The organism is Sagittula marina (assembly GCF_014196795.1).
GTDB lineage: Bacteria > Pseudomonadota > Alphaproteobacteria > Rhodobacterales > Rhodobacteraceae > Sagittula > Sagittula marina.
This window is the reverse complement of the sequence record NZ_JACIEJ010000010.1, coordinates 180,905-201,921: the sequence shown is the minus strand read 5'-3', so window position 1 is coordinate 201,921 and position 21,017 is coordinate 180,905. Positions and strand designations below refer to the sequence as shown.

Below are 21,017 nucleotides of genomic sequence, written 5' to 3'. Positions count from 1 at the left end.
TGCGTGCCGGGCGCTTGATCTGACAGCCGCCTCCCTCCTCCCGGGCGGCTGATCGGAGCGGGCGTATCAAAGTCCCTGTTCTGTCGCGTCACGCCAGAACGGGGCATTCCTATTATGCCATTTCCAGCCATCGAGGCCCCTATGAGCGACGCGACCCTTTCGGGACACAACAGCGGACCTGCATCCGTGGACGCGATCCAGTCCAGCTATCTGCAGCAGGTCCAGCGCAAGCGCCTGTACGGGGGCCTGACGCTGATGATCTTTGCGCTGTTGATGGTGGCCGGGTTCATGACCGCCGATGCGCGCAATGCCGGCGGTTTCTGGGAAGGGCTGCACAATGTTGGCGATTATCCCGCAGATGTGCTGTCCGAGGCGTGGGAAAAACGCGCTGCCCTGCCCGCGCTGATCGTGAAGTACTTCCCGGCTCTGGTGGAGACGATAAACATCGCCGCTGTGGCGACGATCCTTGGGGCCGGTCTGGGGCTGATCCTGTCGCTTTTGTCGACCCGAGGGCTGGCGCGGTGGCCAAGGTTGATCCCGGTGTTTCGCCGCACCATGGATATCATGCGCGCCATCCCCGAGATCGTCATCGCGCTGGTTTTGATCTTCGTGCTGGGCGGCGGGCCGGTGCCGGCCATGATCGCCATCGCCATTCACACCGCCGGTGCGCTTGGCAAGATGTTCTCCGAAGTTGCCGAAAATGCCGACCTGAAGCCCCTCGAGGGGTTGGCGTCGACCGGGGCCACTTGGGCGCAAGGCATGTGGCTGGGCATCCTGCCACAAGTTGCTCCGAACTATGTCAGTTACGCGCTGCTGCGCTTTGAAATCAACATTCGCGCGTCTGCGATCCTTGGGTTTGTGGGTGCTGGTGGCCTTGGCTACGAGCTGCGCAATGCCATGGCCTGGGGACCGGGCCGCTTTGACGATGCGGCGGCGATCTTTTTGCTGCTGTTCGGCACCATCATCTTTTTCGACCAACTTTCAGGTCGTTTCCGCAACCAGCTGACAACCGGGGGGCAGGCATGACCATGACCGCAACCGACGCGCTGATCGACACCAAGGGGCAGGCCGACCGCCTGTTCCGCCGCAAGCGCCTGATGAGCTTTGCCCTGCCCGCCCTCGTGCTGGCATATCTGACCTACATTTTCTTTGCCTTTGATGTTCCAGGGCTGGCAGAACGCGCGCGCTGGGACAACGCCAGGACACTGGCCTCTGACAGCTGGTCCTACAAGACACATGTGACCCGGACGAACCGCGACGGAGAGATCACCTTTGCGGTCGAGGGGGAGCGTAAGGGCGAATACCCCGAAGGAATGCGGCCCGATTGGGTGACGGGCACAGATATTGTGACCATCGACCTTGGCGGCGATCATCTGGTCCGACTGCTGCCTGACAACCGGACCGAGATCGAGATCCCCGGCTTTGGCAGCATCTCGGCGCAGGCCGAGGGGCGCAGCGTCACCACCAATCTGCCGGAGACTCTGCCCGAGTGGATCAATGCCTCTGACCGGCGCGTGGCGATCACGACGCCTGAGGGCCGCATCACGCTGACCGGCTCCAAAACCGAGGTGTTCAACTATTTTCCCGGGTGGGAGCTGTTCTGGTTCACCTTTGCTTCGCCTTACTACGACCACGGCGTGACCGAGATCCTGTTTGGTGACCGCATCGACCCGGCCCGGTCCAATCTGAAAGGCGCGTGGCATGACTTCTGGAGCAATCCCATGTGGCGCCACGGGGATGTGGCATGGGCCATTGGGGAAACCATCCTGATGGCTTTTCTGGGCACGATGGGCGCGGCCATGATCGCGCTGCCGCTGTCGTTCCTTGCAGCGCGAAAATTCGCTCCGTTGATGCTGGTGCGGACGTTCACCCGACGGCTGTTCGACTTTGTGCGCGGCGTCGATGCGCTGATCTGGACGGTTGTGCTGGCGCGGGCCTTTGGACCTGGGCCGATGACGGGCGCTTTGGCGATCCTCGTCACCGACACCGGCACGTTCGGCAAGATTTTCTCCGAAGCGCTGGAAAACACCGACGACAAGCAGATCGAGGGCATCGCCTCCACCGGGGCGAAGCCACTGCAACGCTATCGGTTTGGCGTGATCCCACAGGTGGTCCCCGTGTTGCTGGCGCAGGTGCTGTATTTCTTTGAATCCAACACGCGGTCGGCAACTGTCATCGGCGCGATCACGGGGGGCGGGATCGGACTGCTGCTGACACAGGCCATCCAGACGCAGCAAAGCTGGGAGAACGTCGCGTATTATATCATCCTCGTGGTGCTGATGGTCATGGCGATGGACTGGCTTTCGGGCAAGCTGCGCGCCAAGCTGATCGGGCGGAGCACCTGATGCCGCGCCTTGGTCCTGATCCCTTCATTCACGCTGACTGCGAGATCACCGACAGCCGGTTCGGGGCGTTTTGCGAGGTGGGGCGAGGCAGTCGGATCGCCCATTCGACCCTGGGCGATTATAGCTACTGCGACCGCTACGCCGATATTGCCAATGCGCAGATAGGCAAGTTCGCCAACATGGCAGCCTTTTCGCGCATCGGGGCAACGGATCACCCACTGGACACCGCAGCCTGCCATCACTTTTTGTACCGATCAGACGACTACTGGGAGGACGCCGCGCGGGATGAGGAGTTCTTTACCCACCGCAGATCGCGTATTGCGAACATCGGCCATGATACTTGGATCGGCGCGGGCGCCATGATCAAGCCAGAGGTGACACTGGGCCACGGAGCCGTGGTGGCCTCCGGCGCAATGGTGACAAAGGATGTGGCGCCTTACACTATCGTCGCAGGCACCCCGGCGCGCGTCCTGCGCCTGCGCCAACCCCACCACATCGCAGAGCGCCTGATGGCACTGGCGTGGTGGGACTGGCCGCATGATGCCCTGCGCATGGCGTTGCCCGACTTTCGCGAACTGAGCGCAGAAGCCTTTTTGGAGCGCTACGCATAACCCTGACGCTGGAGGCCTAGTCCTCCAGCGTCAGGGTTATGCGGTCACCCGCAAACCATGTGCGCCCGAATTCTACCGGTACTCCGCCAAGGTCAACATTCAGACTGGTGGTCTTGAGCAGCGGCGCGCCCTCGCGCACCTGTAGAACCACCGCCTTTGTCGCCGTGGCCAGAACCGCCGACACACGGGTTGACGCACGGGTGTAATCGCGAACGCCCGCGGCCTTTAGCGCATGGGTGACACCCCGCCCTTCGGCCAGCGCCTCTGGGAGGCCGGGCAGCCGGTCGAGCGGGTAATAGGATTCAGACATGGCCAGCGGCTGCCCATCCGCAAGGCTGCGTCCATGGCTGACAAAGATCCGCGCGCCCGGTGCGATGTCCAGCACTGCCGCCTCTTCGGGCGTGGCGACACGGATTTCCGTGCTCAGGACGTCTCGGCCCGGCATCCGTCCGGCGCGGCGCAAATTCTCGGTGAAGCGGACACGTTTGCCGATCGGATAATCGGTGGGGCGCGCGGCGACAAAAGCGCCCGCCCCCCGACGGGTGCGCACCAGGCCCTCCTCGACCAAGGCAGACAGAGCGTGACGCACTGTGTGGCGGTTGACACCATGGCGTTCGGCAAGCTGCGCCTCGGTAGGAAGCTTGTCGCCGGGGGCGTAGCGTCCCTCTGCGATATCCGCCCGCAGGGCGCGGGCGATGGCAGTCCAAAGCGGTGTGTTACTCAAAATTCACATTTCTCTCATGGCGCCCGAATGGGGACTGTGGCAATATTTGTATAGTTGTCTAGTATAGGCGAAAGTTGTCGAGATGAAAGACGGAATTGATCCGAATATCCAACGGAAGACCTGGATGGGTCTGCTTGCAAAGGCTCCCGCTGCGCGCGTCACGGCCTTGCTGACAGAGCATCCGGCTTTTGACTGGCTGCGCCCTCCAGAGGTGGGCAGCACAATGGTTCGAGGCCGCGCAGGCGGCACAGGCGCACCGTTCAATCTGGGCGAAATCACCGTGACACGCTGCGCGCTGCGGCTGTCATGTGGGGCGGTTGGTCATGCCTATGTGCAGGGGCGGGACAAGGCTCATGCACAGGCCGCTGCGCTGGTCGATGCGCTGATGCAGACCGAGGCCGCACCCCGCATACGCGACACCGTTCTGGACCCGCTGGACAGAGAGGCACAGGCAAAACGCAGAACACGCGCCGCCAAGGCTGCCGCAACGAAGGTGGAGTTCTTTACCATGGTTCGGGGAGAAGACTGATGACCGCACTCGACGGGGGGTTTCACAGCCCCGCAACCCAATCCGCCACGGCCTTTCGCGGTGTGATGACGGTCATGGCTCAACCCGGCCATATCGTCTCACTGACGGGGGCCGAACCCCCTGCCCCACTGTCCGCAGCAGCCGGTGCCGTGGTGCTGACATTGTGCGATGCAGACACTGCGCTGCACCTTGCCGGAGAAATGGACAGCCCGGAGGTCCGTGAATGGATCGCCTTTCACACAGGCGCGCCTTTGACCGCTCCGGCAGACTGCGCCTTTGCCCTTGGTCGGTGGGACGCATTGATGCCGTTGGCGCAGTTCCCTGTCGGGACCGCGCAATACCCCGACCGCTCTGCCACGTTGATCGTCGAGGTCGACCGACTGGACGCCTGCGGCGCAACGCTAACGGGCCCCGGTATCCAAGACCGCGCGCAGTTGTCCGTGCCTGACACAGACGCTTTGATCGCGAACCACGCTCTGTTCCCGCTCGGTCTGGACTTTATCCTGACCTGCGAGGACCGCGTTGCGGCTGTCCCCCGCTCCACCACTCTCACTGCGCCGGAGGTCAACTGATGTATGTCGCTGTCAAAGGTGGCGAACGTGCCATCGAGAACGCTCATGCCTGGCTGGCCGAGGAACGGCGCGGCGATCCGTCCGTGGATGCACTTTCAATAGAGCAGATCCGCGAACAGCTTTCGCTCGCCGTCAACCGCGTGATGGCCGAAGGGTCACTTTACGATGCCGACCTTGCGGCGCTGGCGATCAAACAGGCGCGGGGCGATCTGATCGAGGCGATCTTCCTCATCCGCGCCTATCGCACCACGCTGCCCCGTTTCGGCGGCTCTGCGCCGGTGGACACGGGCCGGATGACCTGTGCGCGGCGCGTCTCGGCGACCTTCAAGGACGTGCCGGGCGGGCAGATCCTTGGCCCGACGTTTGATTACACCCACCGTTTGCTGGATTTCAAACTCGCCGCCGATGGTGACGTGCCGGACGCCGATACACGCAGCGCAGAGCCAACACATGTGCCCCATGTAACGGCGTTCCTGAACCGCGAAGGGCTGATCGAAGATGCCCCAGCCGACGACACACCGCCGCCGGACCTGACACGCGAGCCTTTGGAACTGCCCGCCTCGCGTGCGCTCAGGCTTCAGGCGCTGGCCCGTGCCGACGAAGGGTTCACGCTGGGCATGGCCTATTCGACGCAGCGCGGCTACGCCCGCAACCACGCCTTTGTCGGCGAGCTGCGCATTGGATCGGTGCCGGTGGAAATGGACATCCCTGAATTGGGCTTTGCCGTTGAAATCGGGGAAATCGAAGTCACGGAATGTGAGACAGTGAACCAGTTCAAAGGCTCCAAAACCGAGCCGCCCCAGTTCACCCGTGGCTATGGGCTGGTGTTCGGCCAAACCGAGCGCAAGGCGATTTCCATGGCGCTGGTCGACCGGGCCTTGCGGTGGGAGGAACTGGGCGAAGACAACCAGGGCGCCCCGGCCCAGGATGCTGAATTCGTTTTGTATCACGGCGACAACATCCAGGCGACGGGCTTCTTGGAGCATATCAAACTGCCCCATTACGTCGACTTTCAGTCTGAACTGGAATTGGTGCGCAAACTGCGTCGCGAGGCGGGCGCACCCCCTGTTCAGGAGGCCGCAGAATGACCCCGACAAACGTCGTTTTCGACATTGGCAACGTGCTGGTGGATTGGCAGCCCCATATGGCCTGGCCAGAACTGACCGAAGCACAGGCGCGCGATTTCATGGACCGCATCGACTTTGCTGCGCGCAACCTGCGTGGGGACAACGGCGAGCGCTTTTCAGATATGGCCGCGGAGTTGGACGACCCTGCCGACCGGGACCGACTAACGCACTATGTGTCGCGCTACGCCCTGACCGTGCAAAACGAGGTGCCGGGAAGCTGGGCGCTGGTGGATCGGTTGATCGCACGCGGTGTGCCGCTTCATGCGATCACCAACTGGTCGGCCGAGACATGGCCCAAGGGGCTGACATCCCATCCCCGGCTGGGCGAGATTTTCGAAACGCTGATCGTGTCCGGCGATGTGAAGCTCATCAAGCCCGACCCGGCAATCTACCGTCTCTTTTGCGAGCGCGCCGGGCTGGCGCCTGAAGCCTGTGTCTGCGTCGATGACAAGGCCGAGAATTGTGATGGTGCGCGCAGCATCGGCATGGACGCAATCCAGTTTACCGACGCGACGGCGCTGGAGACGGCTCTGACAGAACGAGGTTTGCTATGACCGAAAACGCCTACAACTTTGCCTATCTCGATGAGCAGACGAAGCGGATGATCCGGCGCGCCATACTCAAAGGACTGGCGATTCCTGGCTATCAGGTGCCCTTTGCCTCCCGTGAGATGCCCATGCCTTACGGCTGGGGCACCGGCGGCGTGCAGGTGTCCGCGGCAGTGCTGACGCCTGAGGACAGGTTCAAGGTGATCGACCAAGGGGCCGACGATACGACCAACGCCGTGTCGATCCGCAGCTTTTTCCAGCGCACAGCCGGGGTGGCGACCACGACACATACCCAAGAAGCTACGGTCATCCAGACCCGTCACCGGATCCCGGAGGAGCCGCTGAACGAAGGGCAGATCCTCGTCTATCAGGTGCCGATCCCGGAGCCGCTCCGGTTTCTGGAGCCGCGCGAAACCGAGACACGCAAGATGCATGCTCTGGAGGAATACGGCCTCATGCATGTGAAACTCTATGAGGACATCGCGCGGCATGGCCATATTGCCACCGCTTATGCCTACCCGGTCAAGGTCGAGGGGCGCTACGTGATGGACCCTTCCCCGATCCCGAAGTTCGACAACCCCAAGATGTCAGGCAATGCTGCAATCCAATTGTTCGGCGCGGGTCGCGAGCAACGCATCTACGCTCTGCCACCCTATACGCAGGTCGTCAGCCTAGATTTCGAAGACCATCCCTTTGAGGCGTCGAAAGCCGACCATCCCTGTGGCCTGTGTGGCGCCGATGACAGCTACCTCGACGAGGTGATCGTCGATGACGCCGGTGGGCGGATGTTCGTTTGTTCGGACACCGATTTTTGCGATGCCCGCCAGAGCGCCGGGTTCAAGGGAAAGGATGCCGCATGACGCCGCTATTGTCTGTGCAAGACCTGTCGAAGATGTACGGCGGCCATATCGGCTGCAAGGATGTGTCCTTCGATCTCTATCCTGGTGAAGTCATGGGGATCGTTGGCGAAAGCGGCTCTGGCAAGTCGACGCTGCTGAACTGCATGGCCGGGCATCTTGTCCCAGACGCCGGTCAGGTGGTTTTCGACACGCGCGCCGAAGGGCCGCAGGACACGGTGACGATGAGTGAGCCGGAACGCAGAATGTTGGGCCGCACTGACTGGGCCTTCGTTCACCAGCACGCCCGCGATGGGCTGCGCATGGGCGTATCCGCAGGCGGGAACGTGGGTGAACGGCTGATGGCCGTGGGCGCACGCCACTACGGCGATATCCGCGCCACAGCCACTGACTGGCTGGAACGGGTAGAGATTGATGCCGGACGCATCGACGACCGGCCCACGACTTTTTCGGGCGGGATGCAGCAGCGGTTGCAGATCGCACGCAATCTGGTGACGGGCCCACGGTTGGTATTCATGGATGAACCCACCGGGGGGCTGGATGTGTCGGTGCAGGCCCGGCTGCTGGATCTTTTGCGCGGCTTGGTGCGCGACATGGGACTGTCCGCTGTCATCGTGACGCACGATCTGGCGGTCGTGCGGCTGCTGGCGGATCGGTTGATGGTGATGAAATCCGGCCATGTGGTCGAACAGGGGCTGACCGATCAGGTGCTGGATGATCCGCAGCATGGTTACACGCAGCTGCTGGTGTCCAGTGTGTTGCAGGTCTGAGGCAGGGCGTGGCGAGGCCTACGTCGTTTGCCATATGCGATGTGGGGGGCAGCCCCCACTCCCCCGGAGCATTTTGAAAGCAAGGAAGTCATGATCGAAATCGAGAATGTGTCCAAGACCTTTACCCTGCACAATCAGGGAGGCACGGTCATCCACGTCATGAAAGGTGCGTCAGTGTCCGTGGCCTCCGGCGAATGCGTGGCATTGACCGGTGCGTCCGGTGCCGGGAAGTCGACACTGATGCGGATGATTTACGGCAATTACCGCGCGGCGTCTGGCCGGATTTTGGTAGGCGGGGTCGATGTGAGTTGCGCAGCACCCCGTGAAATCATCGCGCTGCGCCGAACCGTGCTTGGCTACGTTAGCCAGTTCCTGCGCGTCGTCCCCCGGGTGCCGACGCTGGACGTAGTTGCCGAACCGCTGCGTGCGGTGGGTGTGTCTGCACAGGAGGCGGAAGTGCGTGCCACCGAATTGCTGCGCCAGCTCAACATTCCGGAAACCTTGTGGGGCTTGTCACCGACAACATTTTCAGGGGGCGAGCAGCAGCGGGTAAACATCGCGCGGGGCTTTGCTTACCCGTACCCGGCGTTGCTGCTGGACGAGCCCACCGCTTCGCTGGATGCGCACAACCGCGAGGTGGTCCTGTCGCTGATTGAAGATGCCAAAGCACGCGGAGCAGCCATCGTCGGCATCTTTCACGACGAGGCCGCCCGTGATCGTATCTGTGATCGTGTCATTGACGTGACCGGTTTTACCCCGGCGCGGGCGGCATGAGCGGCAGGCTCATCGCGATCGTCGGACCAAGCGGCGTCGGCAAGGACAGCGTGATGGCAGGCATCGTTGCCGCGTCGCCAAAGGTGGGCATTGTGCGGCGGGTCATCACACGGGCTGCTGAGGCCGGCGGAGAGGACTTTGTCGCCGTGACACCGCAGCGGTTTGAAAGGATGCGCACCGAGGGTGCCTTTTGCCTGACATGGGCCGCGCATGGCCTGCTGTATGGTATACCCGAGACCGCGCGGGATCAGGTTGCCGAAGGTGCCACATTGCTGGTGAACCTGTCGCGGGGCGTGCTGCCTGCGGCGCAAAAGATGTTTCCCGGGCTATTGGTTCTGCAGCTGACGGCCGCGCCGGAAGTGTTGGCCCGGAGGCTAGCCCTGCGCGGCCGCGAAAACGCCGAGGAAATCAAGGGGCGACTGGCTCGCGCGGAATTTGCCATGCCCGAGGGGGTCGCCGCGCGAAGGCTCCACAACGACGGATCTCTGGATGAGACCGTGGCGCAGGCATTAACCTTGATTCATCCCGAAAGCGCATAGCGATGCAGCAGCTCAAATCGACCATCGGCGCGCTCACCGCTCAGGCAGATGTCGCAGACGAGAAAAGGCTGCGGCAGCGTCGGCAGCCGTATTTGGATCTGCGCTTCGATTGTGTCGAGATCCTTGGCGGGCGCCTTGCCGGTCAGGGTCAGGTGAAAGCGGAACTGATCCAGAACGAAGGGGTAGCCCCAGCGGGTCAGATTCGCGTCCTGTACTTCGGACAGTCCACCTTTGCGACGTTTCGCAAGCTCGGCCTCCGTGGCGGCGGCGCGGAAGTCGTCAAGCTCGGTGACGCAGGCCGCCGCAACGCGACCAATTCCAGATGTGTCGCCGGTGGGGGTGAGCGCGAACCAACGCCCGAACCGCGTCAGGACCAACCCATCTGCCTGCGCAGGCGCGGTGCGGGCCGCGAGATCCGCAACAGCAGCACGCAAATCGGCCTCCGTGCGGCCTTGCCTCAAGCGGAACGGAGGTTTCAGCGTGCCGTGAAATCCGTACTTTCGCGGCGCGTCTGTCAACGCGGTGATGCCCGGAACATCCGGTTGCGCGCGCGACTTGGCGGCTTGTGCGTCCCAGCCGAGCCACTGTGCTCCGAAATCAGCCAATGCCCCGACCGAGGGCATGTAATAGATAGCAAAACGGGAATGTTGTGACATGAACTCTCCTATCCTTTCCGGCGCTTTGACACAGGCTCATGACGCTTCTGTGTCAGGCTCCGCCTGCCTTGCCAATGCCCGGTTGATCCTGCCCGAGGTCGAAATCACCGGCGCACTTACCGTCGAGAATGGCACCATCACCGATATTCGCGAAGGCGATCACCTGCCGGAGGGCGCTATCGACTGCGGTGGCGATGTGGTGACGCCGGGCTTGGTGGAGCTGCACACGGACAACCTTGAGCGCCATATGGAGCCGCGCCCCGGCGTCAACTGGCCGCATGTCTCTGCCATGCTGGCCCATGACGGTGAACTTGCATCATGCGGCATCACCACGGTGTTCGACGCCATGCGCGTTGGCTCCATTCACTCCGGCACCGGCCGCTACGACAAATACGCGCGTGGACTGGCCTCCGAGATGATGGCGTTGCGGGCCTCTGGTGCATTGAGGATCAGCCACTTTCTGCACCTTCGGGCCGAAATCTGCTCCGAAACGCTGCTGGAGGAATTGGCGGAGTTCACGCCGGACGACCGTGTGGGCATCGTCAGCCTGATGGATCACACGCCGGGACAGCGTCAGTTTCGCGACCTCTCCAAGCTCAAGCAATACGTCGCCAAGAAGAAGAACATGAGCGATGCGGAGTTTGCCGACCATGTGGCGCATCTCAAGGGCTTGCAGGAGGAGCATGGCGCCCGGCATCTGGACGGCGCGGTGTCAGAGGCGCGGCGTCTGGGCGCAACCCTTGCCAGCCACGACGACACGACGCAGGCTCAGGTGGTAGACTCCGCCGCGCATGGCGTGCGCTTCGCAGAGTTTCCGACCACGCTCGAAGCTGCACAAGCCTGCCGCAACAGTGGTATCGATATCATGATGGGCGCGCCGAACATCATTCGGGGCGGATCGCACTCGGGCAATGTCTCGGCTTCGGAATTGGCCAAGCTTGACCTGTTGGACATTGTGTCATCGGATTATGTGCCTTCCGCCCTGTTGCTGTCTGCATGGCGGCTGGCGGCGCTTTGGGACGACATGCCGCGCGCGATGCGCACTGTGACGCAAGCGCCGGCCAGCGCCGCCGGGCTGACGGATCGCGGCGCATTGAAGGTTGGACTGCTGGGCGACTTGTTGCGCATCACATCGCTGGACGACACGCCCATCCTGCGCGGTGTTTGGTGCCGGGGCCGTCAGGTCGGGTAGTGCGGTCTGGACTGCCTTCGGACGCGGCCTGCCGGGCAGCTCATGGCGCGGGACTTTGACTGACGATTTGCCTGATTTCATATCTCCATCCGCGATGTCGGAGCGCAGCCCCGACATCGCCGCTTAAAGCGCATAGGAGTTTCGTGGACCCTGTTATACCTGCTATAACAATTCCCTGAGAGAGTTGTCTGACCAAGTTCGCCATCCTCAAGATCCTTGATGCAGCGATGGTCGAGCGTCTGGCTCGGGAAACACGGCGGAAGACCCGAACGGCAATCGTCTCGTACGGCCATGTCGACAAATCGGATGAAGTCTGGACGACGTCTACTCGAATAGGGCTTCCTTCACGGCAACTGTGCAAGGGTATGCGCAGAGACGTGTAGCGATTGAGGACGGCGATGCGGATTTGATCTCTGCCGTACGGCGGTTCAAAGCCGTCGCCGCACCCCTCTTGGCAGTGCATTCGCAGCCCATGCGAAAGGAGAGCCTTGGCCCATCAATTTCATGCAATGTATCCAATGACGGAAACGGGTACTTGCTTCGGAAATATACTGCACATTTTTTAGATGCCGCCTCGGTATTGATATCGGCCAAGGGCATTTTTGGACGGTCTTTCAGCGCTGCGCTGAAAACGCGCCGCCAAGCGTCTCATTGGAATGACAACATCCGCGTCGGATCAGAGAAACCAGCGCGCCGGATCGGCGCGCTGGCTGGCTGGATGTACCCAATGTCGTTTTAGAACGGGTAGTGCTGGTTCGGATCCTCGATCGTAATCCAGCGCAGGTTGGTGAATTCGGCAATCGCCGCCTTGCCACCGAACCGCCCATAGCCGGAATCGTTCACGCCGCCGAATGGCATTTGTGGTTCATCCGCGACGGTCGGGCCGTTGATGTGGCAAATGCCGCTCTTGATTTTCTTTGCGGCCGACAGCGCACGCTGGATGTCTTGGCTGAAGACCGCCGCCGACAAACCGTATTCGGTGTCATTGGCCACGCGGATCGCCTCGTCGTCGCCCTTGACGCGGATGATCGACTTCACCGGACCAAAGCTTTCTTCGCCGTAGATGCGCATCTGAGAGGTTACGCCGTCCAGCAAAGTCGCGGAATGGATCGCACCGTCGCGTTGTCCGCCCGCGACAACCTTCGCACCCTTCGCGGTGGCATCCGCAATCAGAGCTTCCATTTTGTCACCCACCTCAGGGTTTACAAGCGCGCCAAGCACGACTTGACCGCGCGGATCGCCGTAGGGCAATTTCGACGCTCTTTCGGCCATCTTTTGCGTGAAGACATCGGCGATTTCTTCATCGACGATGATACGCTCGGTCGACATGCAGATCTGGCCCTGGTTCATAAAGGCGCCGAAGATCGCGGCATTCACCGCACCGTCGATGTCCGCATCAGACAGGACCACAAGCGGCGCCTTACCGCCCAGCTCCAGCAGCGACGGCTTCAGATTTTCACCAGCCAACCGGCCGATGATCCGCCCCACGGCAGAGGAGCCGGTGAAGTTCACGTGCTTGACCTCCGGCGCCTCGATCAAAGCCTTGACCACTTCGGCGGCGTCGGCGGGAGCGTTGGAGATGTAGTTAACGACACCTTCGGGGAAACCTGCCTCGACAAAGCAATCGACAATCATGCGATGCGTCTTCGGGCACGCTTCGGAGCCTTTCAGGATCACGGTATTCCCACAGGCGAGCGGCATTGCCAGCGCGCGGGTGCCAAGGATCACTGGTGCGTTCCACGGCGCAATCCCGAGGCAAACACCTTTGGGCGTGGCGATACCCATGGCAAGCGTGCCGGGCTTGTTCGCCGGAATGACCTCGCCGCCAATCTGGCTGGTCATTGCAGCGGCTTCGCGAATTACACCTGCGGCAAGCATGACGTTGAACCCCGCCCATGGGCCGGTCGCGCCTGTCTCCGTTATCATGGTCGCGATGAAATCATCGGACTTCGCGTCCATGATGTCCGCCGCCTTGTTCAACAGGGCGCGGCGCTCGCCGGGACCTGTTTCGGCCCATGCGGGAAATGCAGCGCCTGCCGCTTTGGCCACGGAGGCGGCGTCGGCGGCCTTGGCTGCCGCAGCGGTGGTCGCCACTTTGCCGGTCACCGGGTCGATGCGTTCAAAGGTGCCCTTGTCAGCCGGATCAGCGTCGGTGTTGTTTACAACGAATGCCACTGTCATTGTGTTCTCCTCCTGAGATGTTACTTGTTTCGGGGCGTAGAACGCCTGTCAGCTTTGGGTCTCGCGCATGCGCACAAGCGCGGCCAGCAGCCGATTCATCGGCACGTCTATGCCGCGCTTCTCACCTTCGCGTTCGACGTATCCGTTCAGCGCCTCGATCTCTGTCCTGCGCCCTGCCTCGACATCCTGCACCATCGACGGCTTGTGGCCGATGTGTTCACGCAAGGCAAAGTCGATCTGCTTTCTGACGGCGTGGATATCGCCCGTCACGCCCGTCGCCGCACCCACCAAAAGCACCTCGGCGGCAATATCCTGCGCAAGGTCCGCGCCAATGTGTTCAGCAAGCGCGCCAACGGTTCCCTTGCCCAAGAGAGCGGTGGCGTTCAATGCGCAATTGAATGCCGCCTTCTGCCATACCTGCGACGCGGCGGTCTCGGTCCAGCTCAGCTGGTCGCCGTCAACGTCGGCCGCCAGGCGCGCGGCGGGCCCGTCCGGATCAAACGCGTCAAAGGGGGTGTAGGCCAACCCGTGGCTTGCCACGTGGCCCGGTCCGCGCAGGTCGCCAGGCGTCATGGTGCACCCATAAAGAACCTGTCCGTCCGGCACGCGGGCGCGCACGCGTTCCACGTTGCCAAGCCCGTTCTGCAGCGTCAGCACGCAGGCCCCGCCCGAGATCAGCGGCGCGACACCCTCCAGCGCCGCGTCTGTATGCATTGTCTTGGTCAGAAGGATTATCAGGTCCACCTGCGGTGCCTCATCCGGCCGCATCGCAGGAATTTTAAGATGCTCGGTGCGGTCGTCCCAATCGACACGCAGGCCATTTGCCTTGATCGCATTCAAATGCTCTTCGTTCAAGTCGAGCAGGACAACCTCGTGACCTGCCGTATGCAGTTCAGCCCCGATCACCGATCCAAGGGCGCCTGCGCCAAGTATTGCGATTTTCATCGTTTTTTCCTTTTCACCAGATCTAGCTGCCGAAGACCTGCGGCAACCAAAGCACAAGACCCGGGAAGGCCAGAAGTACCGCCACGCGGACGATCTCCGCCCCAAAGAAAGGCAAGACGCCTTTGAAGGTCTCGGACATCGGCGTGTTTTTCGCCAGTGAAGAGATCACAAAGACATTCATGCCCACTGGTGGCGTTATCAATCCAAGCTCCACGACGATCAGCGCAAGGATCCCAAACCAGACCTTCAGGTCCTCGGTGCTCATGCCAAAGCCAGATCCCTCGGCCCCCATGTACAGCCCGCCGTTCAGCTCGACGAGGACCGGCCAGAAAAATGGAATGACCAGCAGGATCATCGACAGGCTGTCCATCAGGCACCCCAAGAGGATCAGCGCAATCAGCAGCATGATCATCACGGACATCGGTTCCAGACCGGATTGGATGATCCAGTCAGCGGTTGCCTGCGGCAGACCGATGCGGGACATGAAGATCTTCATCAGTTCCGCACCCAGCAGGATAAGATAAATCATCCCGGTGGTTGATGCCGTTTCGCGCAGGGCGCCGAAGATATCGCGACTGCGGATTTCGCGCGTGATCGCCCCGTACAGCCAGACAAGTGCAACCCCGATGGCCGCTGCCGGTGTCGGGTTGTAAAAGCCGCCATAGATGCCACCCAGCACGATGCCAAAGATCGAAAGCACCGGGATCATGCCAATGGTTGCGGCGCGGAACTCTGCCGCGCCGACCCCGCCGTGTGCGGGACCTGCGTCAGGCTTTATACGGACGTAAATCGCAATGGTCAGGATGAACAGAACCACCGCCAAAAGGCCCGGCAGCAGAGCTGCGGCAAACATGGTGACGATGTTCGCCTCGACGATGATGGCGTAGATAATCAGCACCACGGAGGGCGGGATCAGGATGCCCAGAACCCCGCCTGCGGCCAGTGTCCCTGTGGCGAGCGCACCGGAGTAGCGGTATTTCTCAAGCTCTGGTAGCGCGACGCGGCCCATGGTCGATGCCGTGGCCAAAGACGATCCGCAGACCGCCCCAAAGCCCGCGCAACCCGCGATGGCGGCCATGGCGGTTCCGCCACGCATCCAGCCGAGCCATGCGTTGGCACCGCGGAACAGCGCGTGGCTCAGCCCCGCCTTGGACGCAAGTGCGCCCATCAGGATGAACATCGGCACGACCGAAAGGTCGTAAACAGAGAACTGACCGTAAGCCAATGTCTTGAGCTGGTTGAAAACAGGCGCGATGCCGTTCACCAGCGCGATGCCGACACCACCAACAAGAATCATCGCGTAGCCGATGGGAATACGAATGGCGATCAGCGCAACGAGAACGACAAGCGCCGCGATGCCCAGCGTCAGGGGATCAGTCATGGATAGCTCCGTTCGACAGGTGCCGGACGTCCTGTAAAAGTGTGCTCAGCGCGGAAACGGCGAGCAGGGCAAAGGAAACAAGGATTGGTATGAACGCCAACCAAACAGGGATCTGCAGGATCGAGGTTTCGTAGGCATAGGTTTTTTGATCGATCATGCCGTCATACATCCGCCATAGCATCAGCAGCGCAAAGAGCAGCGCGATTACCGATCCCAGAAGGCTCAGAAAGGCCTGAGTGCGTGGCCCCGCGTTCTGGGTAAAGATATCGGCGGTCACGTTTGAGCGTATCAGCTGGCAGTACGGCAGAAAGCTGAAGGCTGCGACCGCAACGCCCATCTCGGTCATTTCGAAATCGCCGGGAACAGGCCAGCCGACCAGCGTGCCAAGCACCGAAGCCACATTCATCACGACCACCGCCAGCAGCAGTGCCCCGCCAAGAAGTGCCCAGATCACGACAATCCTCGCGACCGCCCCGGTACCTTCGGGGCGGCCTTCCTGTTCCAACATGCCAGCCATTTTCAGTCTGCCGTGTTTTCAGTGACCAGAGCGCGCGCTTTCTCGACCAGCGCTGCGCCGTCGATGTCACCGCCAGTGACCTCTTCGATCCAACGGTCCACGACCGGCTCCATGGCGTCGAGGAAGGGCTGGGTTTCCGCCTCGCTCAGGATGCGGTGCGTGTTGCCAGCGTCCGTCGCGAACTTGATGCCGAAATCGTCCGAGGCGCGCCAGATGTCGCCAACCTGCCCCCACCAATCGCGGCCGGAGGCGTCCCGGAACGCTTGCTGGATGTCTTCGGGAAGCCCGTCCCAGCGTGCCTGGTTCATAGAGACCTGAAAGGTCGTGTTGCCAAAGCGCTCGCGCTCGTACATTTCGATCTGATACTTGGTCTGATCCTGAATCTTCAGCGGCGGAATGATCTCCCATGGGATCAGCGCTCCTGCGACAACACCTTTTTGCAGCGCGGGCGGCAGTTCCGGCACCGGCATCGCCACCGGGGTGGCGCCGAGCGCCTCGATCACCCATGCGCCGGTGCGCGTCGGGATGCGCAGCTTGGCGCCCGCGAGATCGTCGAGGCTGGTCACGTCGAGATCGGCGGTTTGCAGCCCCTGCCCCGCGTGCACGTGCAGGAACATGACCTCAAGGCCGGCATAGTCCTGCGCAAGATCGTCCTCGAACATATCATAAAGCGCGAGGTTCGCGGCCTTGGGATCGTTCCGGTAGACGGTCGGCAGTTCCATCACCTCGGTGCGCGGGAACAGGCCCGGCGTGTAGCCGTTTACGGTCCAGATCAGATCGACAATCCCGTCGCGGGCCTGCTGCACCAGTTCTGGCGGGCGCCCCCCAAGTGTCATCGACGGAAAGATCTCGATCTTCACGCGCCCACCGGAGTTTTCTTCTACGGCTTTTGCCCAAGGTTCCAGCATCTTGGTTTGCGCCGGGGCCTGCTGGCCCAGCATATGGTGCAGGCGGAACGTATAGTCCTCCGCCAGTGCGGCTGACGCCAAAGCGAGTGTCGAGGCGGCAACGGTCAACGCGCCAAAAAAGTTACGGCGATTCATGAGTATCCTCCCTTATTTGCTTCTCGTGGCCCACAGGGCCTCTCCTCCGAAAAGCTTGATGGACGATGAAAGGGATTGTGCTTAAAGTCAAAATGATAGTTTGGATAGTCGTCATTCATAAATATGATACCCTCGCGCCGAATAGACCTGAACCTGATGGAGCTGCTGCTGCAGATCTACGATGCGCAATCCGTTTCAGTGGCGGGGTCCAATCTCGGTCTCAGCCAGCCCGCGACGTCAAACGCCCTGAAGCGCCTGCGCCAGATGCTCGACGACCCGCTGTTTGTGCGCGGCGGTCAAGGCATGGAACCGACGCCCTTTACCGAACGGATCGTTCCAAACATCCGCGAACACCTTTCCGGTATCGCATCGGTCCTGAACGACGCGGCGACATTCGATGCGGCCAACAGCAGGCGCACCTTTCGCCTGTCCCTGTCCGGGCTGGGCGAGCAGGTTTTCCTTGCCCCGCTTGCCCGGCGTGTGTTCGAGCATGCGCCCGGCATCCGGTTGGAAAATGCGTCGTCGCCGTTCCTCGACCTGTATCGCACCCTCGCGACACGGGAATCGGAGATGGCCATCGGCTTGTTGGAAATGCATGACCCACAGCTTCGTCAGGTGCATCTTTTCAATGAGGACTATCGCGTGATCGGGCCGCCGGGACTGTCGCGCCAGCGCGCGGCAACAGTGGACCTTGGTCAGGAACGGATCGTGATGGCGGTGCCAAGCCTGACCTACGCCGACGACGTCGAAAAAGTGCTTGCAGAGCGCGGGTTGGCCGACAACGTCTGCATGCGGATTCGTAATTTCGGTGCCTTGCCAGAGTTGCTCTCTACCCTGAACGCCTTTGCAATCGTGCCCGGGTATCTCGGGCGGCGTATGGTCGAGGCGGCTCAGGCCACATTTCTTGACATGAAATTGCCGAAAGGGCGTCAAAAGGTACAACTCGTCTGGCACATCAACACATTGCATGATCCCGGCTGTGTCTGGCTGCGTGAACAGATCAGGGATCTCTTTCAAAGTAACGACATCTGCGACGAGGCTGCACAGAGGTCGGATCGCCGGTGAAATCGTCCCACCCCCAACGTCGGAGCAGAAAACATGGCCACACCGCTGAATGGGTCGCTGATCAAGGCCTTTGAGATCCTTGACCTCTTCTCCGAACAACAGCCCCAAAAGACAGCCGCAGATGTGGCGCAGGCCCTGGACATGAGCGCCAGCACGGCACATCGGTTCCTCGTTACGCTGGAGGAAGTTGGCGCGGTGGTGCAGGTGCGCAGAGGCGCCTACAGTCTTGGCCACCACATCGAGCGCCTTGGCCGTATCGCGGAGCGCACCAACCCACTGGCAACAGCCGTTCAGCCGGTCATCACCCAGATTAGCAGCCGCCTGAACGAATCCGTCATGGCGGGGCAGCTCACCCGTGAGGGGGTCGTCTGTATCGCCACGGCTATCGCCCCGCGCCCGATCTCGGTGAACATTCAGGTCGGCCGGCTGCTTGACCTCCACCTATCGGCGCAAGGCAAGCTCTGGCTGGCCCACATGGAACCGGAGGCGCGGGACGCGCGGATTAAAGATCTGATCCGAGCCGGCAAAATGACCGATGCCTACGGCCAGACACTGTATCGCGAAATCGATGTTGCTTGGCGCGACGGGTTCGCCTGCAACCGTGGGGAAAGTGAACCGGATATCGGCGCCGTGGCTGTGCCCGTGTTTGACGGGGCCGGTGTCATGCGCATGACGCTGTCGGCTTTTGGCATGGCAAGCCGATTTACTGCAGACCACGAGGCGCAAATCGCGGCGCGTCTTCGCGAAGCTGCGCAAGAGGTTTCAAACGCTATTCCCGGCTAACTGATGCCGAAGCTTGACAATCTTCTTTAGCCGCACAATCCTGTATGAGATATTCATCTCACTATGTGAGATACGCTAGATGAGGGCGAGATGACCGAAGACAAGAAAATGACCGCCGGGGCAGCGCTGCTATCGCGTTTCAGCGCACTGGGCGTGGACTATGTTTTCACCAACTCCGGCACCGATTTCCCCCCTGTCATCGAAGGCTTGTCCGAAGGAGAGGCGAAAGGCATGTCGCTGCCGCGCACCGTCACCGTGCCGTTCGAAAGCGCCGCAACCGGCATGGCGCACGGCTACACGCTGGCCACGGGCCGCCCACAGGCCGTCATGGTTCACACAAACGTCGGGCTCGCGAATGTTTCCATGGGCGCGATCAACGCAGCCTGTGACAACATCCCGATGCTGCTTTTTTCCGGACGCACACCGACCCTTGAAAAGGGGCGGCTCGGCGCGCGTACCGTGCCCATCGGCTGGGGCCAGGAAATGCTCGACCAAGCCAGCCTGATCCGCGAGGCCAGCAAGTGGGACTACGAACTGCGCTTTCCCGAACAGGTCTTTGATGTCACCGATCGCGCCCACGGAATCGCGTCCTCAACGCCAAAGGGGCCGGTTTACATCAGCCTCCCGCGTGAGGTTCTGTGCGAAACTATTCCCGCCCAGGGCGCCCTGCGCCGTCCTCAGATGCGCCCCGCCGCAATCGGCCCGGACCAAAGCCTGATCGAAGAGATCGCGAAGCTGCTCGCCGAAGCGAAGAACCCCGTGCTTTTTGCCCAGCATGGCGCAGGCTCGCCGGAGGCATTCGACGCCTTGGCGCGTCTGGCTGAGGACTGGGGCATTGCCGTCTGCCAATATTGGGCTGTTGAACTCGCGCTCTCGACCACGCACCCGATGGCAACCGGCCCTGACCCGCGGCCTTGGCTTGAGAAGGCCGATGTGGTCCTCTGCCTTGACGCGCTCGCGCCGTGGGCTCCGGCACAGGCCGAACCGCTCGAAGACGCAACCGTCATCCAGATCGGTCCCCGCCCCTTGCAAGAGCGTACAGGCGTGCGCAATTTCCGCTCCGATCTGGCCATGACCACCGAGGTCGCTCCGGCCATTCTTGCGCTTGAAACCGCGCTCTTGAAATTCAAGGACAGTCACGGGTCCGCGGCACAAGCTCGTGCCAAAGCCGTCGCACACAGCAACGAAAAAGACAGAACCGCACGTTTCACCGCAGCATGTGCCGACGAAGGCGCCTCGGCTCTGACGAAACGCTGGGTCAGCCACGAACTGTCCATGCACCTGCGTGACCGCGACGCCGCCGTCTTTTCCGAACTCGGCTGCCAGTTGCCATCCATGCTGCTTGAAAAGCACCAAAGCTGGTTTGACGGGCCGCATTCAGGTGGCCTGGGCTGGGGGTTTCCGGCGGCAATGGGCTTTGCCCTCGCGCAGCCGGAAAAGTCGGTTATCGCCACCATGGGCGACGGTTCCTACATGTTCGCCAATCCCGTTGCGTGCCATCAGATCGCCGAAGCGCTGGACATCTCAATGTTGGTGATCGTGTTAAACAACAGCGAATGGGGTGCGGTCCGCCAGTCCGTTCTTGACATCTACCCCGACGGCCACGCCGCGCGCGCCAATGCGGTTCCTTTGACCGACCTCTCGCCCAGCCCGAACTTTGTAAAGGTCGCCCAAGCCTCCCGCGCCTTCGCGCGTCACGCGAAAGATGTGGCAGGGTTCCGCACCGCCTTGGCCGAAGCACTCGATCATGTGGAGGCAAAGAAGGGGCTCGCGCTCATAGAGGTCACCATCGCGAAATCTTGAGCTCTGTCTCGCGCCAAGCGTGAAGAAGACCTGAAGCCTAAGTTGAGTGTGTGTT

Annotated in this window: 22 protein-coding genes; 15 read left to right on the top strand and 7 right to left on the bottom strand. The window is 61.7% G+C overall.

The features are described 5' to 3' along the window. The first annotated feature begins 141 nt into the window (after positions 1-141). Genes phnE (GGQ68_RS18740) through GGQ68_RS18730 form a run of 3 tightly spaced genes read left to right on the top strand, consistent with a single transcriptional unit; the run spans position 142 to position 2,956 of the window. On the top strand, positions 142-1,026 hold the full coding sequence (phnE, locus tag GGQ68_RS18740; RefSeq protein WP_183968699.1) for a phosphonate ABC transporter, permease protein PhnE: 885 nt from the start codon (positions 142-144) through the stop codon (positions 1,024-1,026). After that, complete coding sequence (phnE, locus tag GGQ68_RS18735; protein WP_183968697.1) at positions 1,023-2,345, top strand: phosphonate ABC transporter, permease protein PhnE; 1,323 nt, start codon at positions 1,023-1,025, stop codon at positions 2,343-2,345. Before phnE (GGQ68_RS18740) ends, phnE (GGQ68_RS18735) begins: the two co-directional genes overlap by 4 nt. Then, the gene (locus tag GGQ68_RS18730) at positions 2,345-2,956 is read left to right on the top strand and encodes an LbetaH domain-containing protein (protein ID WP_183968695.1); all 612 of its coding nucleotides are present in this window, start codon (positions 2,345-2,347) and stop codon (positions 2,954-2,956) included. Before phnE (GGQ68_RS18735) ends, GGQ68_RS18730 begins: the two co-directional genes overlap by 1 nt. A gap of 16 nt (positions 2,957-2,972) precedes the next feature. On the opposite strand, the gene phnF is transcribed toward GGQ68_RS18730, so the two are convergent. Then, positions 2,973-3,680: a phosphonate metabolism transcriptional regulator PhnF gene (gene phnF, locus GGQ68_RS18725; RefSeq protein ID WP_183968693.1), complete on the bottom strand. Its 708-nt coding sequence runs from the start codon at positions 3,678-3,680 to the stop codon at positions 2,973-2,975. Positions 3,681-3,762: 82 nt separating this feature from the next. On the opposite strand from phnF, the gene phnG reads away from it, so the two are divergent. The 8 genes from phnG to phnN all read left to right on the top strand — a co-directional run bounded on the left by phnG (position 3,763) and on the right by phnN (position 9,396). Then, positions 3,763-4,209, top strand: coding sequence for a phosphonate C-P lyase system protein PhnG (gene phnG, locus GGQ68_RS18720; protein ID WP_183968691.1), 447 nt, complete (start codon positions 3,763-3,765; stop codon positions 4,207-4,209). Further along, a complete protein-coding gene (gene phnH, locus GGQ68_RS18715; protein ID WP_183968689.1) occupies positions 4,209-4,781 on the top strand; it encodes a phosphonate C-P lyase system protein PhnH in 573 nt (190 codons plus the stop codon). Before phnG ends, phnH begins: the two co-directional genes overlap by 1 nt. Then, positions 4,781-5,869, top strand: coding sequence for a carbon-phosphorus lyase complex subunit (locus GGQ68_RS18710; protein ID WP_183968687.1), 1,089 nt, complete (start codon positions 4,781-4,783; stop codon positions 5,867-5,869). Before phnH ends, GGQ68_RS18710 begins: the two co-directional genes overlap by 1 nt. After that, a complete protein-coding gene (locus GGQ68_RS18705) occupies positions 5,866-6,462 on the top strand; it encodes an HAD family hydrolase (protein WP_183968685.1) in 597 nt (198 codons plus the stop codon). Before GGQ68_RS18710 ends, GGQ68_RS18705 begins: the two co-directional genes overlap by 4 nt. Then, complete coding sequence (locus GGQ68_RS18700) at positions 6,459-7,316, top strand: alpha-D-ribose 1-methylphosphonate 5-phosphate C-P-lyase PhnJ (protein ID WP_183968683.1); 858 nt, start codon at positions 6,459-6,461, stop codon at positions 7,314-7,316. The genes GGQ68_RS18705 and GGQ68_RS18700 overlap by 4 nt, the downstream gene beginning before the upstream one ends. Beyond that, entirely contained in the window at positions 7,313-8,083 is a 771-nt protein-coding gene (gene phnK, locus GGQ68_RS18695; protein ID WP_183968681.1) for a phosphonate C-P lyase system protein PhnK, read from the top strand. Before GGQ68_RS18700 ends, phnK begins: the two co-directional genes overlap by 4 nt. Positions 8,084-8,173: 90 nt before the next feature. Beyond that, the gene (phnL, locus tag GGQ68_RS18690; protein WP_183968679.1) at positions 8,174-8,857 is read left to right on the top strand and encodes a phosphonate C-P lyase system protein PhnL; all 684 of its coding nucleotides are present in this window, start codon (positions 8,174-8,176) and stop codon (positions 8,855-8,857) included. Continuing rightward, positions 8,854-9,396 carry a phosphonate metabolism protein/1,5-bisphosphokinase (PRPP-forming) PhnN gene (gene phnN, locus GGQ68_RS18685; protein WP_183968677.1) on the top strand — a complete coding sequence of 181 codons (543 nt, stop codon included), beginning with the start codon at positions 8,854-8,856 and terminating at the stop codon, positions 9,394-9,396. The genes phnL and phnN overlap by 4 nt, the downstream gene beginning before the upstream one ends. Here phnN and GGQ68_RS18680 read toward each other — a convergent pair. Then, complete coding sequence (locus GGQ68_RS18680) at positions 9,378-10,052, bottom strand: DUF1045 domain-containing protein (protein WP_183968675.1); 675 nt, start codon at positions 10,050-10,052, stop codon at positions 9,378-9,380. The genes phnN and GGQ68_RS18680 overlap by 19 nt on opposite strands. Between GGQ68_RS18680 and GGQ68_RS18675 the strand changes: the two genes are divergently transcribed. Beyond that, positions 10,051-11,244 carry an alpha-D-ribose 1-methylphosphonate 5-triphosphate diphosphatase gene (locus tag GGQ68_RS18675; protein WP_183968673.1) on the top strand — a complete coding sequence of 398 codons (1,194 nt, stop codon included), beginning with the start codon at positions 10,051-10,053 and terminating at the stop codon, positions 11,242-11,244. The two genes, GGQ68_RS18680 and GGQ68_RS18675, sit on opposite strands and share 2 nt — an antisense overlap. Before the next feature lie 735 nt (positions 11,245-11,979). Here GGQ68_RS18675 and GGQ68_RS18670 read toward each other — a convergent pair. From GGQ68_RS18670 to GGQ68_RS18650, 5 genes are read right to left on the bottom strand one after another with little or no spacing between them, the layout of a single operon-like run. Next, the gene (locus tag GGQ68_RS18670; protein WP_183968671.1) at positions 11,980-13,425 is read right to left on the bottom strand and encodes an aldehyde dehydrogenase; all 1,446 of its coding nucleotides are present in this window, start codon (positions 13,423-13,425) and stop codon (positions 11,980-11,982) included. A gap of 48 nt (positions 13,426-13,473) precedes the next feature. Continuing rightward, positions 13,474-14,370 carry a ketopantoate reductase family protein gene (locus GGQ68_RS18665; RefSeq protein WP_183968669.1) on the bottom strand — a complete coding sequence of 299 codons (897 nt, stop codon included), beginning with the start codon at positions 14,368-14,370 and terminating at the stop codon, positions 13,474-13,476. Positions 14,371-14,392: 22 nt separating this feature from the next. Further along, complete coding sequence (locus GGQ68_RS18660) at positions 14,393-15,751, bottom strand: TRAP transporter large permease (protein ID WP_183968668.1); 1,359 nt, start codon at positions 15,749-15,751, stop codon at positions 14,393-14,395. Further along, positions 15,744-16,268, bottom strand: a complete 525-nt coding sequence (locus tag GGQ68_RS18655) for a TRAP transporter small permease (protein WP_183968667.1) — start codon at positions 16,266-16,268, stop codon at positions 15,744-15,746. Before GGQ68_RS18655 ends, GGQ68_RS18660 begins: the two co-directional genes overlap by 8 nt. A 2-nt stretch (positions 16,269-16,270) precedes the next feature. Then, complete coding sequence (locus GGQ68_RS18650; protein ID WP_183968666.1) at positions 16,271-17,311, bottom strand: TRAP transporter substrate-binding protein; 1,041 nt, start codon at positions 17,309-17,311, stop codon at positions 16,271-16,273. Between the two features lie 123 nt (positions 17,312-17,434). On the opposite strand from GGQ68_RS18650, the gene GGQ68_RS18645 reads away from it, so the two are divergent. The 3 genes from GGQ68_RS18645 to GGQ68_RS18635 all read left to right on the top strand — a co-directional run bounded on the left by GGQ68_RS18645 (position 17,435) and on the right by GGQ68_RS18635 (position 20,962). Beyond that, on the top strand, positions 17,435-18,376 hold the full coding sequence (locus GGQ68_RS18645; RefSeq protein ID WP_221235637.1) for a LysR family transcriptional regulator: 942 nt from the start codon (positions 17,435-17,437) through the stop codon (positions 18,374-18,376). 33 nt (positions 18,377-18,409) lie between these two features. Beyond that, the gene (locus GGQ68_RS18640) at positions 18,410-19,159 is read left to right on the top strand and encodes an IclR family transcriptional regulator (RefSeq protein ID WP_183968664.1); all 750 of its coding nucleotides are present in this window, start codon (positions 18,410-18,412) and stop codon (positions 19,157-19,159) included. A 90-nt stretch (positions 19,160-19,249) separates the two neighbouring features. Continuing rightward, positions 19,250-20,962, top strand: a complete 1,713-nt coding sequence (locus GGQ68_RS18635; protein WP_183968663.1) for a thiamine pyrophosphate-requiring protein — start codon at positions 19,250-19,252, stop codon at positions 20,960-20,962. Positions 20,963-21,017 lie beyond the last annotated feature (55 nt).

What these genes read in the sequence shown, in the direction of transcription:
- phnE (WP_183968699.1), top strand. Translation starts at nt 142, where the DNA reads ATGAGCGACGCGACCCTTTCGGGACACAACAGCGGACCTGCATCCGTG.
- phnE (WP_183968697.1), top strand. Translation starts at nt 1,023, where the DNA reads ATGACCATGACCGCAACCGACGCGCTGATCGACACCAAGGGGCAGGCC.
- GGQ68_RS18730 (WP_183968695.1), top strand. Translation starts at nt 2,345, where the DNA reads ATGCCGCGCCTTGGTCCTGATCCCTTCATTCACGCTGACTGCGAGATC.
- phnG (WP_183968691.1), top strand. Translation starts at nt 3,763, where the DNA reads ATGAAAGACGGAATTGATCCGAATATCCAACGGAAGACCTGGATGGGT.
- phnH (WP_183968689.1), top strand. Translation starts at nt 4,209, where the DNA reads ATGACCGCACTCGACGGGGGGTTTCACAGCCCCGCAACCCAATCCGCC.
- GGQ68_RS18710 (WP_183968687.1), top strand. Translation starts at nt 4,781, where the DNA reads ATGTATGTCGCTGTCAAAGGTGGCGAACGTGCCATCGAGAACGCTCAT.
- GGQ68_RS18705 (WP_183968685.1), top strand. Translation starts at nt 5,866, where the DNA reads ATGACCCCGACAAACGTCGTTTTCGACATTGGCAACGTGCTGGTGGAT.
- GGQ68_RS18700 (WP_183968683.1), top strand. Translation starts at nt 6,459, where the DNA reads ATGACCGAAAACGCCTACAACTTTGCCTATCTCGATGAGCAGACGAAG.
- phnK (WP_183968681.1), top strand. Translation starts at nt 7,313, where the DNA reads ATGACGCCGCTATTGTCTGTGCAAGACCTGTCGAAGATGTACGGCGGC.
- phnL (WP_183968679.1), top strand. Translation starts at nt 8,174, where the DNA reads ATGATCGAAATCGAGAATGTGTCCAAGACCTTTACCCTGCACAATCAG.
- phnN (WP_183968677.1), top strand. Translation starts at nt 8,854, where the DNA reads ATGAGCGGCAGGCTCATCGCGATCGTCGGACCAAGCGGCGTCGGCAAG.
- GGQ68_RS18675 (WP_183968673.1), top strand. Translation starts at nt 10,051, where the DNA reads ATGAACTCTCCTATCCTTTCCGGCGCTTTGACACAGGCTCATGACGCT.
- GGQ68_RS18680 (WP_183968675.1), bottom strand. Translation starts at nt 10,052, where the DNA reads ATGTCACAACATTCCCGTTTTGCTATCTATTACATGCCCTCGGTCGGG.
- GGQ68_RS18670 (WP_183968671.1), bottom strand. Translation starts at nt 13,425, where the DNA reads ATGACAGTGGCATTCGTTGTAAACAACACCGACGCTGATCCGGCTGAC.
- GGQ68_RS18665 (WP_183968669.1), bottom strand. Translation starts at nt 14,370, where the DNA reads ATGAAAATCGCAATACTTGGCGCAGGCGCCCTTGGATCGGTGATCGGG.
- GGQ68_RS18660 (WP_183968668.1), bottom strand. Translation starts at nt 15,751, where the DNA reads ATGACTGATCCCCTGACGCTGGGCATCGCGGCGCTTGTCGTTCTCGTT.
- GGQ68_RS18655 (WP_183968667.1), bottom strand. Translation starts at nt 16,268, where the DNA reads ATGGCTGGCATGTTGGAACAGGAAGGCCGCCCCGAAGGTACCGGGGCG.
- GGQ68_RS18650 (WP_183968666.1), bottom strand. Translation starts at nt 17,311, where the DNA reads ATGAATCGCCGTAACTTTTTTGGCGCGTTGACCGTTGCCGCCTCGACA.
- GGQ68_RS18645 (WP_221235637.1), top strand. Translation starts at nt 17,435, where the DNA reads ATGATACCCTCGCGCCGAATAGACCTGAACCTGATGGAGCTGCTGCTG.
- GGQ68_RS18640 (WP_183968664.1), top strand. Translation starts at nt 18,410, where the DNA reads ATGGCCACACCGCTGAATGGGTCGCTGATCAAGGCCTTTGAGATCCTT.
- GGQ68_RS18635 (WP_183968663.1), top strand. Translation starts at nt 19,250, where the DNA reads ATGACCGAAGACAAGAAAATGACCGCCGGGGCAGCGCTGCTATCGCGT.